The sequence below is a fragment of the Paenibacillus sp. FSL R7-0312 genome (assembly GCF_038004445.1).
Classification (GTDB): Bacteria; Bacillota; Bacilli; order Paenibacillales; family Paenibacillaceae; genus Paenibacillus_AQ.
This window is the reverse complement of the sequence record NZ_JBBORE010000001.1, coordinates 7,046,191-7,061,165: the sequence shown is the minus strand read 5'-3', so window position 1 is coordinate 7,061,165 and position 14,975 is coordinate 7,046,191. Positions and strand designations below refer to the sequence as shown.

Here is a 14,975-nt window from a genome sequence, read left to right as displayed (position 1 = left end):
CCAACCTCAAAGAGCTGATGCATGTCACCAGTGAAACGATCGAGCGGATTCATCCGGAATTCCGCATTGGCTGCATGCTTGCGCGTATGATCCATTATCCGGCGACCAGTGATCCGGAGGATGTGCTGCAGGCCCAGATCGATAATCAGTTTAACCTGATGCATACCGATGTGCAGGCACGGGGAAGTTATCCTCCATTCATGAAGCGTTATTTTGCCGAGAATAATATTGTGGTAGCCACTGAGCCTGGCGATCAGCAGCTCCTGCGTGAGAACACGGTGGACTTCATCTCCTTCAGCTACTATACATCGCTTATATCCACAGTTACCCCGGAGAAATACGGCGTGACCGGCGGCAATCTGTTCAGCACCGTGAAGAATCCGAACCTGAAAATTACTGAATGGGGCTGGCAGCTGGATCCGGTTGGCCTGCGGATTGTCCTGAAAGAGCTGTACGACCGTTACCAGCTTCCGCTGTTTGTGGTGGAGAACGGGCTGGGTGCGAAGGATAAGGTCGAAGAGGATGGTTCCATCCAGGATGATTACCGGATCGATTATTTACGCAAGCATATCACTCAGGTCAAGGAAGCGGTTCTGGACGGGGTCGAAGTCATGGGCTACACCGCCTGGGGGGCGATTGATATTATCAGCGCGTCGACTTCGGAGATGTCCAAGCGTTACGGCGTGATCTATGTGGACCAGGAGGATGACGGAAACGGAACGCTTGACCGGAAGAAGAAGAAGAGCTTTTACTGGTACAAGAAGGCAATTGCCAGCAATGGAGCGGATTTGGAGTAGGCAGCTCCTGGCTGGTGCTGCCTTCCGCATTGACAACAATTTTAGAAGCGGCTATACTTTCTGTAATCTTATAGTTGGTATACGTTGAACGAGCCAGTAGCAGACTTTGTCCCTGTTCCCAGAAAGCCGGGGGTTGATGGAACCTTGGTATATACAATGGACTGCGAATTACACCTCGGGAGTATCTTGGGTAATGCCAAGCGGAGCTAAGCGAACGATAACTCGCGGAAGAGTGGTACGGACATGTTTGAATGTGATGTCTGTGCAATTTGGGTGGTAACACGGTTAATTATAATCGTCCCTGTGTCTATATAGACAAGGGGCGATTTTTTGTTGCCCAAATTCGGGAATTGCAGAGTTACCCGGTAAGCTGGCTGTTTATCAATGCATACCAATTACACATAAAACATACCAAAGGGGCTGTACATGTTGAACATTATCGACGAGTTGCTGTGGCGCGACGCCATTAACCAGCAGACAGATGCGGACGGACTGCGCGAATTAACAGAGAGTAAGGCTGTATCGCTGTACTGCGGCGTGGACCCTACAGGCAACACTATGCATATCGGCCACCTGATTCCTTTTATGATGCTTAGACGCTTCCAGCTGGCGGGACACCGTCCGGTCATTCTGATTGGCGGGGCTACCGGAACGATTGGTGATCCGAGCGGACGCCAGAGCGAGCGCTCCCTGCAGACGCTGGAGCAGGTACAGGAGAATGTGGATGCGCTGACGGCCCAGATGAAGAAGCTGTTCATTACTGAAGGCGACAATCAGGTGCGGATGGTTAACAACTACGACTGGACCAAGGACATGAACGTCATCGAATTCCTGCGCGACATCGGCAAGAACTTCAGCATCAACACGATGCTGGCTAAGGACGTAGTCTCCAGCCGCTTGGACAGCGGAATCTCGTTCACCGAGTTCTCCTACCAGATCCTGCAGTCCATGGATTACCTGCATCTATACCAGCATGAGGATGTGCAGCTGCAGATCGGCGGTTCGGACCAGTGGGGCAATATCACCAGCGGCCTGGATCTGATCCGTAAGAAAGAAGGCAACGAAGCCAAAGCCTTCGGCCTGACCATCCCGCTTATGCTCAAGGCAGACGGTACCAAGTTCGGCAAATCCGCCGGCGGCGCCATCTGGCTGGATCCGAAGCAGACCACACCTTACGAGTTCTACCAGTTCTGGGCAAACACCGATGACCGAGATGTGGTGAAATACCTGAAATACTTCACCTTCCTGAGCAAGGAGGAAATTGAGGCGCTTGCTGAGAAGGTGGCGACGGAGCCGCATAAACGCGAGGCACAAAAAACACTGGCCGAAGAGATGACCCGCTTCGTCCACAGCGAAGAGCTGCTGGAGCAGGCTAAACGCATCAGCGCTGCGCTGTTCAGCGGCGATATCAGTTCTCTGACTGCCGATGAAATCGAAGAAGGCTTCAAGGAAATGCCGACCTTCACCGCCACTAAGGAGTTGAAGAACATTGTCGACTGGCTGGTCGATCTGGGCATCGAGCCATCCAAACGCCAGGCGCGTGAGGATATTACCAAAGGTGCAATCTCCATTAACGGCGAGCGCGTCAACGAGCTGGAGACGGAGATTACCGCTGAGCTTGCCATCGGCGGCAAATTCATCATCGTCCGCAAAGGCAAGAAGAACTACAGCCTGGTGAAGTTGGGCTAAGCTATAGCTTCTGGTTGGGAAGTCCATAGGTAAAAAGGTAAACAGATAAACCATAAGAGGCTATCCCGCTGTGTCAGCAATGACGGGGATAACCTCTTTTTTATAAGGTGATTTATTGTTTTGGGGTGCCTGCAAAGTACCTAAGTGATCAGCGTGGCTGTGAGGAGGTAATCAATAGTCGCAAGGAAGTGAGTGTGGTGGTGGGCTAGGTGATCAGCAGTCGCAAGGAAGTGAGAGTGGTAGTGAGCGAGGTGATCAGTAGTCGCAAGGAAGTGAATGTGCTGGTGAGCGAGGTGATCAGTGGTCAGCGAGGTAGGGATGAGGTAACCAGCAGTGTGGTAGTGAGTGAGTTGATGTGTGGTCAGCGTGGTAGTGAGCGAAGTGAACAGTAGTCAGCGTGGTGCGAAGTAATCAGTGTTCAGCGTGGTAAGGAGGAGGTAACCAGTAGTCAGCGTGGTAGTCAGCGAGCACAAGCCCCACTCTTGTGGGGGGATTCTCCTATATCCGTATATAATTGTGAATTGTTGTGTGAAATACAACATTTACCCTCTTTCAAGCGGATTATCCTGACAATTGTTGTATTTCATACAACAATCCCCTCAAACTCCGTGTAAACTAGGGGGGCAGAGTTGTAATCCGTACAACATTTCTGCCTGGACGGGCAGTAAAGCTTAATCTTTGTTCAAAAAACTCATTCGCTGCCGGGCAGAACGCTCAGCACACACCCAGCACACACCCAGCACACACCCAGCACACACCCAGCACACACCCAGCACATACCAGCACACACCCAGCACATACCAGCACAGCCTCATATTCCCCACAGCAGCCGGAAGCCCGGCCCTGCACCGAATGAATATCGGTGCTTGAGAAAACAGTTGGCTCCTGCGGCGCTGCTGGAATCTACATCTTTTTGTCATTGATAATCATTATCACATGATCTATTGTTAGAGATAGAATCGAATCGAGAAGTGAGGGTACTACACTAATCGGCTTAATCAGGTGTAATCCGGCTTAATCCTCAAGCAGCGCCAGCTCGTCTTCGAGTTTGGCAATCTGCTCGCGGATGGCCTTTGCCCGCGCTTCGTCTTGCGCCTTTACTGCCACAGCCAATTCTTCTGCAGCTAATTCGATCTGGTATTCCAGATAGGTGTAGTCCGATGCGGCAGCAGGGTGACTGGAACGCTGTGAATAAGTCATGGCCTCACACTTCCTTTCTGTTATTAATGTGATGCCCGGCTCTGAGCATCGTATCCATCGTATCCATCGCATCCATCGCATCTACAGTATGTTCATGATACAGCCTTTCTGTAAGCCGCTCAACCTTAGTCACCCGTGACAGCCGTATTTTTGCGCCGGAAATAAGGCTTTGGCGAGGGGATTGCGACATTATTCACAGACAGTAGGCCCGGTTCTGGTTTTACCATAAGAAGTATTGAAAATTAAAGCTTAATTTTTCAGTAACGTTTGCAGGGGGAACTCCCGCGGAGGAAGGTTGATATACATAATGAAAGCTTTATCTTTTAACACATTGGGCGAAGCCAAGCGGCATCTGGAACAACTGGATAGCAGCAGAGGCTTGGTGCTGTTCGCTTCCGCTGCGGCAGTCAGCGAATTGTCCCGGCATGCACCCTCCCGGGCGGTATTGTGCTCAACCAAAGGCGAATATACCCCGCAGGGCTACCGCAGCGGCGTAGTCACTGGGTTCGAATACGAATCAGGGATAGCCGATATTGTGGAGATCCTGCATCCGCCCGTGCTTAGAGGCAATGTGCTAAGTGCCTCATATCACAAAGTACAAGGCAACTCTAATGCCTTTCTGCTGCTGCTATGTGACGGTACAGGCGCGATGGAGGAGACGATCCTCTCCTCGCTATTTTTCATTGCCCCGGAGTTCAAGATTATTGGGGGAAGTGCAGCGGATGATGAGCATGGAGAGACTTATATTTACATAGGAAGCCGCCGGGTGCAGAACCTGGGGATTTTCTTCAATATGCCGGGTCGTACTGCACTGGTTAAAGAAAATATTTATGTTCCCACCGGGACAACGCTGCTGGTGACAGAAGCCGATGTGTTCGGCAGAACGGTGTATTCCTTCAACGGACGTCCTGCTGCGGAAGAATACGCGCGCGTGCTTGGTGTCCCGGAGGCGGAGCTGGCAGAGCATTTCCTGAGCAGCCCGCTGGGCAAAAGATACGAAGACGATCTGATCATCGCCTCACCGATGACCATTAATCCGGATGGCTCTGTCACATTTTACAGCCAGGTTATGTCTAGTACTTATGTAGAGGTGCTGAGTGCAGCAGATCCGCTTGCTGTGCTGGGGGAGACGCTGGGCGGGAGCCCGTACAAGCCTTCCTTTGTGCTTAACATTAACTGTACGCTGCGGGACCAGCTCTTCATCCGGGACGGTCTGTGGGCGGATTTTGACAGGACTATGCTCGGATTCTGCGGCAACACTACAGGTTTCATCAGCTACGGAGAGCAATATTATAAAAAGCATGCCAACCAGACCATGATTCTGCTGCTGGTTGAATAAGGGAGAGTAGATTGATTATGCAGTGGATAACCAGATTACGCACTTCATGGGGCAAAAGCATCTCTGCCGGAGCTGTTCAAAGTCATAATACATTAGCCGTTCTTGAAAAAACGGACAGCTCCGGACAATCAGCCGGGACGCTAAAGACAGCTGGAGCAGCGGCTAATGCTACTGAGCCTCCAGAGAATACTGGCAGGACAGCTGCCGCTAACGACGCTTCAGCCACTGAATCCTATGGGATGCACGCCTATACCCTGGCCGGACAGATCCGCCGCGAAACTGACGAGATTCTTAAGGAAGAGGCCCAGCTGGTAGAGGAGTTTGCGGCTTTACGGGCGGGCAGCGGTGAGCTGATCAGCCAGATCTGCGGGACCCAGCAGCTTCTGGAGCATCTGAAGACCAACAGCGGACAGACCGAAGATCTCATCAATGAAATGTATGGCAGCCTCTCTTTTTCCTCCAATAAAATTGAATTCGCCAAAGAGGCCAATATCCAGATCTCGGCGGAAATGCAGAAGGCTTCGGCGGTATTTACTGAATTTGTCAGCTTGAATGAGGACCTGCGGGGGCATTTCCGGAGCATCGAGCAGCTGGCAAAGATCATTACGGATATTGCTGAGCAGACGAATCTGTTGTCGCTGAATGCAGCGATCGAGGCGGCGCGGGCCGGAGAGCACGGACGGGGCTTCTCGGTGGTTGCCACAGAAATCCGCAAGCTGGCCGACAGCACGCGCAGTCATGTGAAGGAGATCATGGGCTCCCTTTCGGGGATGACCCAGGTGATGGAGCAGCTTCACAGCAAGTCCGGTGACGGGACAACGGCGATGACAGAGACGAATGCGAAGATCAGCCAGTCCACGGTATACATGAACGAGATCGTGGAAGCGGAGGAAGAGGTATTCCAGCATCTGGAGAAGATTCAGGAATCGCAGGAGAGCAGCATGGAGGATGTGGAGCAGATCAATGGCGATCTGCTGCGTATTCTGGAGAAATCGGGACAGGATGCAGGGCAGTTCCAGAAGATGGTGCTTACCGTCCAGCAAAAAGCCGACCACTATCAGCAGCTGCTTAATCATTTGCATCAGATAGAGCAGCTGCAGCAGCTGGATGAAGCACAGAAGACTGGCGTATAAGCAGAAGCGAGTATCCGATAAAAAAGACTACACCCGGCAGAGGGAATGCAGGTGGTCAGCCTCTTTGCTATGTAACAGCACTGCTCCAGAGAAACGGAGCAAAAAGGAGTAAATCATCGGCCGCTTAAGAGCGAAAGCAAAGTATACGCCTTCATTCGTGCAGGAACGGCATTTTTGGCTTCTTTTGTCAACCGCAGCGTTTTACATTAAATGGCTGCAGGCGTAAGATTCAAATCAACAACCGAATGAAATTTAACTGTTCTCAAATGGCTGAATTCCAGTAATGGGAACGGGGGAACCAACGGTGATTACGGCTTAGGCTCAGATAGCGGCCGCACACCTGGGGTGAATCCTTGCTGCATGCTGTATAACGGTGCTCCGGCAAGGTAGGGCAATCTCGCTGCCCGAATCCGTCAGCTAACCCCGTAAGCCTCGAAGAGAGAGGATGAGCGCCATGATCGATTAACCGACCACGGAGAGCCCTGCTGCTGCTGTGGTCTTTTTGCTGTGCAGGCAGCAGGGGGAGACGGTCTGAATTAAGACGGATAATTCATATAACAACGGGAAAAGTTTATTTATATTGTGATCAGAACTGCCTAAGGAGGTGATCGTTATCTTAACTACATTTATCGTGTGCTTCTGGGTCGGACTGCTCCTGCTCCTCAGCGGCGGACTTCATGGGCATGGCCTGGCGGGTCATCTGCATGCGGGGGGCGGTGACGCCGGGGGGCCGGGCTTTGTGCCTATACTCCCGCTGATGGTGTTTGTCACAGTCTGGGGCGGCGCTGGTTATATGCTTAGCCGCTTCAGCGGAATGAGCGTGCTTGCAGTAGTGCTGATCTGCACCATGATAGCCTTGCTGACAGGGTGTCTGATGTATGCAGTGCTGGCCCGGGTGATGACCCGGTATGACAGCAGCATGAATGAATTGGATTATGAGCAGGCAGGGCAGCTTGGATACGTCAGTGTACCTGCAGCGGATGGGGCAGCCGGGGAAATGAAATATGTGCTGCACGGAACGATGCGCTCCATTGGAGTGCGGGCAGCAATCGGCCAGCAGCTCGTGAAGGGCGACAGGGTGATTATTTTGAAGGTGGATAAGGGAATGGCGGAAGTAACCCTCTTCGAGAGGGAATTCGGAGAATTATAAATGACGGGGAGTGTCGGACCAAATGGTTATTCTTTATTTAATCTCGGGCATTGTTGTTGTTATTCTGCTGGCTTTGTTCAGTATCGTGACCGCTTATAAAAAAGTCCCGCCCAATCAGGCGATGATTGTATACGGTCTCGGCGGTAAAAGAGTGGTGCAGGGCGGCGGGACGTTCGTCATCCCGGGCTTCCAGAACAATAAGACCATCTCGATGATGCTGATGAGCTTCGATGTCATTCCAGCGCAGGCGATGTTCTCCCGGCAGGGCATCAAGCTCAACCTGGAGGCGGTCGCCCAGATAAAAATCAAAAGCGATCCCACCGCTATTCTGACGGCCAGTGAGCAGTTCATCGACCGGCCCGAAGAAGACCGCGAGACAATTATCCTGCATTCGGTGGAGGGCCACCTGCGCGGCTTAATCGGGCAATTGACGGTGGAATCCATCCTCAAGACGCCTGATGAAATCAACAGCAAGATGAGGGAGACCTGCTCGGAGGACCTCGACAAGATGGGGCTTGAGGTCGTCAGCTTCACCATCAAAAAAATTACGGATGACAAAGGGTACATCGACAATATGGGGGTTCCGGAAATTGAGCGCATCCGCCGCGATGCCAGCATTGCCAAGGCGGAAGCGGAACGCGATATTCAGATCAAGCAGGCCGAGGCGGAGAAGGAATCCTCCATTGCCAAAGCCAATGCACATCAGGCCACCATTGAAGCGGGAACCGCCGCCCGCGCGAAGGAGTCCCTGTACGAGAAGGAACTGAACATTAAGCAGGCGGATTTCAAGCTGGAGACAGAAGTGAAGAAGGCTCAGGCGGATCTTGCGTATGAATTGCAGCAGAACAAAATTAAGCAATCGCTCGTTACCGAACAGGTCAAAATCACGCAGATGGAAGCGGAGGCCAACCGGACAGTCAGGGAAATCGAAGTCGAGCTGAGACAGCGGGAGCTGGAGGCAACGGTGATCAAGCCTGCCCAGGCGGAGAACCAGGCTACGATCATGAGAGCCGAAGCCGCCAAGCAGCGGCAGATTCTTGAGGCGGAAGCCGAGGCAGCGACAACCACCAAGCGCGGACTGGCCACGGCAGAAGCTGAGCTGGCGAAAGGGAGAGCGAATGCGGAGATTGTCCAGCTGGCCGGAGCGGCGGAAGCGGGAGCCCTGGAGAAGAAAGCCGAAGCGTACAAACAGTTCACACAAGCTGCGCTTACCGTGGAATTCCTGAAAATACTGCCGGAGCTGGCTGAGAAAATTGCTTCCCCGCTCGCCAAGGTGGATAAGATTACAGTGATTTCCCAGGATGGAGCTACCTCAGGCGTGAACAAAATTACCGGCGATATTGCCAAAATAATGGCCCAGGTTCCTGAGTTGACCCAGACGCTTACCGGTATGAATGTGACCGAAGCGCTCAGCGGACTGCTTGGCCGGGATAAAGAGCAGTAATTCATATACAGCAGCAATAAAGCCGCCGTTCTTTCGTTAATGGAGAATTGCGGATTTATTGCTTTTTTGTATTCCGGGTTTCTCTCACTGGTTACAGACGTGAAGTTAGATTTGTAGTAAACTGGAAGGAATGTACAGTCTGCCCGCAATTATTCTACAGAAAAGAATGTGATATGTTTATGCAGCTTCAGGCTCGACTGCCGGCCAAAAAATGGCTGGAGAAGTATCTTTCCGGGGAAGGGATGGATTACCGGCAAATTATAGCTTTATTTATTCCGATCCTGATTGACCAGGCTTTCATCATCGGGCTAAATCTGGTAAACACTGCGATGATCAGCTCATCCGGCATGGCGGCGGTCAGTGCGGTGAATATGGTAGATTCACTGAATATTTTCCTGATCAACGTGTTCGTTGCCATTGCTACCGGCGGGACAGTGGTCGTTGCGCAGTACAAAGGCAGCGGCAACGACCGGATGGTATCCCAGGCTACGGCGGGTTCGGTCACCTCGGTATCGCTGATCGCCGTGGGAATCGGAATTCTGCTTATGGGCTTCCACACGCCGATACTGAACCTGCTGTTCGGAACAGCTTCCGCCGATGTGCTGGATAATGCCCGGATCTACATGATCGGCAGCAGTATTTCTTATCTGGGGATCGCGGTGGTTCAGGCTGTGTGCGGTGCGCTGCGTGGCGTCGGCAGGACGCGGGCTTCGCTGATGCTGTCGCTGATCATGAATCTGTTATACGTACTCCTGAACGTAGTCTTCATTAACCTGCTGCATATGGGTGTGCTGGGGATGACACTGGCGGTCAACATCGCGCGGTATGCGGGCATGATCTTTGCCCTGGTGTACCTGTTCAAGATTGACACGGTACTGCGTGTGCGGGTCCGCGACCTGTTCCATGTTCCGCTCTCCATGCTGCGCAGAATTATGTTCATCGGTGTTCCATTTGCAGCAGAGCAGATGTTCTTCAATGGCGGCAAGCTGCTGACCCAGATATTTATTGTTAGTATGGGCACCTATGCTATTGCGACCAATGCTATTGCCGGCTCGCTGGCGATGGTGTTTCAGATTCCGGCCAGTGCGTTGTCGCTGACGATCGTAACGGTGGTCGGCCAAAGCATCGGACGGGGGGATGTGGCAGATGCCAGAAAATTCATCAAGTCCTTCCTCTGGATCGGTTCAGCCTCGTATGCCTTGGTCGCCCTGATCCTGATGCCGCTGTTCCATCCGCTAGTGTCGATCTTCTCTCCGCCTCCTGAGATCATTGACGACTTGTTTATAGTCCTGCTGGTGAATGCCATTGCCCAGATTCCGCTGTGGGCGGTCAGCTTCATTCTGCCGTCCGCGCTGCGGGCAGCGGGGGATTCCCGCTTCACCTCTATTACCTCCATGCTGTCGATGTGGCTGTTCCGGGTTATATTCGGTTACATACTCGGGATCGTCCTCGGCTACGGTGTGCTGGGGGTCTGGCTGGCGATGAACTGCGAGTGGGCGGTCCGCGGAGCTGTTTTTCTATGGCGCTTCAGAGGCGAGAAATGGTTTGCGCACAAGCTGATATGATAGCTGCTGGTGATAAGGCTGTCCCCTGGCGTATCTCCCATATATGAAACAGACAACAGAGCAGTGCTGCTCCCGGTACCAGGCAGCGCTGCTTTGTGTTTTTCGCATAGTGTACAGACTCCCTGCAGGTGGTGTAATGAAGGCTGCACGATACGATGCCGAGCTACGTTAGGCGGTCCAAGTGTTCTCCGGTAGGAGCGGCTTCTTCAGGCAAGCAAGTGGATAAACGTATCTTAATTCGTCAACTTCTAAGCAATGTGCTGAAGCAAGTGGAAAAACAGCATCTAACATGGTTGGTTTTCACTACTTTGAATGGTATGGAATGATTTAAGTGCTGTTTATCCAACTGCTGTTGATTAAGCAGAGGACATTCGCCTATCAGCAAGTGTAGTAAATCCAACTGCTATTAATCCGGTCTCTATAGCATCCGACTTATAACGTGATAGATCGGTCCTTCTTAGTTGTGACACTCCAGGAAATGAACTATAAAAAGCACGGTACAATCTTTAGTTTCGGGTAAGACGCGGTTTTGGCATTGTGCTACGATTTGGGTTGAGAAGGGGGCAGCTTTCATACAACTGTAAGCGCTTAACTCAAAAGAAATCCAAATTCATACAGAGGAGTGCAATGCATGAAGCGAATAATCAAGCAAGTCTCTCTCGTATTACTGGCGGCCGTCCTGCTTCTTCCGGCAGGCGGGTATATTCCCGCTGCTCAGGCAGCAGAGGCCCCGGCCATGGTTTATCACGAAACCTTTGGGGGCGGCATAGGCAAGGCTGTCCAATCCGGAGGCGCCAGCCTTAGTGCAGTCACGGGAGTTCCTTTTGACGGAAATGCCGATGGGGCAGCGTTATACGTAAGCAACCGGGTAAATAACTGGGATGCGGTCGATTTTAAGTTCTCGGATGTCGGCCTCAAGAACGGGCAAACGTACACCGTCACTGCGGTCGTCTACGTTGACGCCAATGTTGCGCTCCCCAGCGGTGCCAATGCAGCTCTGCAGACGGTAGACGACTATACCAACGATGCAGCAGTACCTTATAAAGCAGGGGAATCCGTAATCCTGACTAAGAAATTTACGGTCGATACCAGCAAGAAGGATTATGCCTTACGCATCAACTCCAACGAGGCCGGGGCCGCAGTGCCATTCTACCTTGGAGATATTCTGTTCACTGAAGAGGGCGCTCCAGGCGGCGGGGAGGAACCTGTCCGGGACCCGGCTTTACCATTCAATACGATCACCTTTGAAGACCAGACAGCAGGCGGCTTCACTGGCAGAGCGGGAACCGAGCTGCTTACGGTGACCAATGAAGAGAATCATACGGCTGATGGTGCCTACGCACTGAAGGTGGAAGGCAGGACATCTACCTGGCACGGGCCTTCCCTGCGTGTGGAGAAGTACGTGGACAAGGGCAGCGAATATACCCTCTCTGCCTGGGTGAAGCTGATCGATCCGGCAAGCGCGCAGCTCCAGCTGTCTACGCAGGTGGGCAATGACAGCGGTGCGAGTTATGTGGCCCTGTCCCCCAAGACGATCAGCACCGCTGACGGCTGGGTGAAATTTGAGGGCAGCTACCGCTATAACAGTGTGGGCGGCGAATATCTGACTCTTTATATTGAGAGCTCCAACAACACAGCAGCCTCCTTTTATATCGACGATATCACTTTTGAGCATACAGGCACCGGCCCGGTGGATATTCAAAGGGATCTGGTTCCTCTAAAAGCAGCCTATCAGAATGACTTCCTGATCGGCAACGCATTATCCGCCGAGGATCTGGAAGGTGTCCGGCTGGATCTGCTGAAGATGCACCACAACGTTGCTACCGCAGGCAATGCCATGAAGCCGGATGCGCTGCAGCCGACTAAGGGGAATTTCACTTTTACAGCGGCAGATGCCATGGTGAACAAGGTGCTGGCTGAAGGGATGAAGATGCATGGGCATGTACTGGTATGGTATCAGCAGTCGCCTGACTGGATGAACCTGACCACGGATGCAGCAGGCAATAAAGTTCCTCTGGGGCGTGCCGAAGCTCTAACGAATCTGAGAACCCACATCCAGGGAGTCATGGAGCATTTCGGCGGCAGGGTAATTTCCTGGGATGTGGTCAATGAAGCGATGAATGATAACCCGTCCAATCCGTCTAACTGGCAAGCAGCTCTGCGTCAAGCTCCCTGGCAGGATGCCATCGGAGCGGACTATGTAGAGCAGGCTTTCCTGGCGGCCAGAGAGGTGCTGGACGATCATCCAGAGTGGGATATCAAGCTGTATTATAATGATTATAACGATGATAACCAGAACAAAGCCCAGGCCATATACAGTATGGTCAAGGAGATTAACGACCGGTACGCGCTTGCCCACCCCGGGAAGCTGCTGATTGACGGTGTGGGGATGCAGGCACATTACAATATCAACACGAATCCCGATAACGTCAAGCTGTCGCTGGAGAAATTCATCTCGCTTGGGGTAGAGGTGAGCATTACCGAGCTCGATATTCAAGCCGGAAGCGACAATAAGCAAACGGAGAAGGAATTGGTCGACCAGGGCTATCTGTATGCGAGATTGATGGATATCTACAAGACGCATGCCGCCAATATCGCACGTGTTACCTTCTGGGGAATGGATGACCGTACGAGCTGGAGAGCCTCCTCAAGCCCGCTGCTGTTCGACAGGGATTTGCAGGCCAAACCGGCATATTACGGCGTCATCGATCCGGCAAAATATATGGCAGAGCATCAACCGAACACGACAGAGGCTAAGGTGTCTGAGGCCGTTTACGGCACACCGGTCATTGACGGAACCGCGGATGCAATCTGGTCCTTGGCGCCTGAGATGGCAGTGAACCGGTATCAGATGGCCTGGCAGGGTGCAAGCGGAACGGCACGCGCGCTGTGGGATGACCAGAATCTATATGTACTGGTCCAGGTCAGCGATGCCCAGCTGGACAAGAGTAATACGAATGTGTGGGAGCAAGACTCTGTCGAGGTCTTCCTGGATGAGAATCTGGGCCGGACCACCTTCTATCAGGACGATGACGGACAGTTCCGGGTCAATTATGACAATGAAGCCTCCTTCAGTCCGGCAGACATCAGTGCAGGCTTCGTGTCGGCAACCAAGGTAGCCGGAACAAGCTATACCCTTGAAATGAAGATTCCGTTCAAAAAAATCACCCCGGCCGGCGGCACCAAGGTCGGCTTCGACACTCAGATTAACGATGCCAAGAGCGGCGTCCGGCAAAGTGTTGCCGCCTGGAATGATACCACCGGGAACGGTTATCAGGACACCTCTGTATACGGCGTATTGACTCTCAAGAGCAGGGATGAACAACCGGAACCGACAACGGCACCAACGCCGACACCGGCAGCAACAACAGAACCAACAGCGGAACCAACAGCTACACCAACCCCGACCCCGGCACCGGTATCTGGCGGAACAAACTATGTCAATAGCACCCCTACGCCGAAGCCTGTGAATCTGGACAGCAAGGACGGCGTGGTTACGATCAGACCGGAGGTCAAGAATCAGGGAGGAGAGGCAAAGGCCGCGGTTACGGGCGATATTCTGCGCAAAGCGCTGGAGCAGGCAGTCCCGGCAGCAGACGGCATGAAACAAATCGTGATCGACCTGCCGAAGCAGACGGGTGCAGCCTCATATGAAGTTGAACTGCCGCTGCAAAGCCTGAAGGGGCAGGCAAACTTCGTGCTTGTGATCAAGACCGACCATGCAACGCTCTCAATTCCAAGCGGGCAGCTGGCAGGCATTACAGCAAACACTGAATACATCTCCATTCGTGTAAAAGCGTCCCCGGCGGCCAGTCCGGATGCGGCAGCCGGCAGTCGTCCGGTGGTGGAGCTGAAGTTGTCGGCCGGAGGCCGGGAGATGGCCTGGAGCAACGCGGATATGCCAATAACAGTTTCTATTCCTTACAAGCCGGCAGTGGAAGAGCTGGGTTACTCAGATTCACTGCTGGTGCGCTATCTCCGTGAGGATGGCCATAGGACTGCTGTCGTGAACAGCCGTTATGATGCGGCGAACGGATCACTTGTGTTCCAGACATCAGAGTTTGGCACTTTTGCAGCGGCGTATGCTCCATTGACATTCACGGATCTGGGGAATCTGTCTTGGGCTAAGCAGGCTGTCGCTGCCATGGCGGCGCGTGATCTTGTCCAGGGAACCTCCAGCGACAATTTCTCCCCGGCGGTTCCAATGAGCAGAGCAGATCTCACCGCATCCCTTCTGAAGGTGCTTGAACTCAAAGCTACTGCAGAATCAGGTGCTGGATTCAGCGATGTCGGGAATCATGCTGAGCATTTCAAGGAGCTTGCCGCCGCGAAGCAGCTCGGCATTGTCACCGGCTATGCAGATAACTCCTTTAAGCCGGACAGCACGATTTCACGGCAGGAGATGATGGTAATCGCTGCCCGCGCGCTGAAGTCAGCCGGGATAGCGGCGCACGGCAGCGGAACTCTGGATGCTTACGCGGATGCAGAGCGAATCTCCGCTTACGCCAAGGACAGTCTGGAAGCTCTGCTGAAATACGGAGTTGTGAACGGTAAAAACGGCAGGCTTGCCCCGGACGATACTCTTACCCGTGCGGAAGCAGCGGTCATTCTGTACCGGATCTGGAAGCTGTAATTCGTACGTAGAGTTTTCTTTCTGA

General features: G+C 52.8%; 8 protein-coding genes, 1 pseudogene and 1 riboswitch. Of the genes and pseudogenes, 8 read left to right on the top strand and 1 reads right to left on the bottom strand.

The window, feature by feature from the left end; translation table 11 throughout:
• Positions 1 to 23: 23 nt before the first annotated feature.
• Both MKX70_RS30585 and tyrS read left to right on the top strand, forming a co-directional pair.
• Positions 24 to 797, top strand: a pseudogene (locus MKX70_RS30585) (family 1 glycosylhydrolase); the annotation flags it as partial.
• 429 nt (positions 798 to 1,226) lie between these two features.
• Positions 1,227 to 2,486: a tyrosine--tRNA ligase gene (tyrS, locus tag MKX70_RS30580; protein WP_340841719.1), complete on the top strand. Its 1,260-nt coding sequence runs from the start codon at positions 1,227 to 1,229 to the stop codon at positions 2,484 to 2,486.
• Between the two features lie 1,014 nt (positions 2,487 to 3,500).
• Here tyrS and MKX70_RS30575 read toward each other — a convergent pair.
• The gene (locus MKX70_RS30575; RefSeq protein ID WP_042233978.1) at positions 3,501 to 3,686 is read right to left on the bottom strand and encodes a hypothetical protein; all 186 of its coding nucleotides are present in this window, start codon (positions 3,684 to 3,686) and stop codon (positions 3,501 to 3,503) included.
• A gap of 307 nt (positions 3,687 to 3,993) precedes the next feature.
• Between MKX70_RS30575 and MKX70_RS30570 the strand changes: the two genes are divergently transcribed.
• The 6 genes from MKX70_RS30570 (at position 3,994) to MKX70_RS30545 (ending at position 14,950) form a co-directional block, all read left to right on the top strand.
• Positions 3,994 to 5,025 (top strand): FIST signal transduction protein, encoded by a 1,032-nt coding sequence (locus tag MKX70_RS30570; protein ID WP_340789272.1) that lies wholly within the window; start codon positions 3,994 to 3,996, stop codon positions 5,023 to 5,025.
• 17 nt (positions 5,026 to 5,042) lie between these two features.
• Entirely contained in the window at positions 5,043 to 6,158 is a 1,116-nt protein-coding gene (locus MKX70_RS30565; RefSeq protein ID WP_340789270.1) for a methyl-accepting chemotaxis protein, read from the top strand.
• A gap of 258 nt (positions 6,159 to 6,416) precedes the next feature.
• Positions 6,417 to 6,605, top strand: a riboswitch (cyclic di-AMP (ydaO/yuaA leader).
• Positions 6,606 to 6,762: 157 nt separating this feature from the next.
• A complete protein-coding gene (locus tag MKX70_RS30560) occupies positions 6,763 to 7,308 on the top strand; it encodes a hypothetical protein (protein WP_156123025.1) in 546 nt (181 codons plus the stop codon).
• A gap of 22 nt (positions 7,309 to 7,330) precedes the next feature.
• Positions 7,331 to 8,752, top strand: coding sequence for a flotillin family protein (locus MKX70_RS30555; protein ID WP_042233984.1), 1,422 nt, complete (start codon positions 7,331 to 7,333; stop codon positions 8,750 to 8,752).
• A 179-nt stretch (positions 8,753 to 8,931) separates the two neighbouring features.
• Positions 8,932 to 10,317 carry an MATE family efflux transporter gene (locus MKX70_RS30550; RefSeq protein ID WP_442950506.1) on the top strand — a complete coding sequence of 462 codons (1,386 nt, stop codon included), beginning with the start codon at positions 8,932 to 8,934 and terminating at the stop codon, positions 10,315 to 10,317.
• Positions 10,318 to 10,948: 631 nt separating this feature from the next.
• On the top strand, positions 10,949 to 14,950 hold the full coding sequence (locus MKX70_RS30545; protein WP_042233988.1) for an endo-1,4-beta-xylanase: 4,002 nt from the start codon (positions 10,949 to 10,951) through the stop codon (positions 14,948 to 14,950).
• Positions 14,951 to 14,975: the final 25 nt, after the last annotated feature.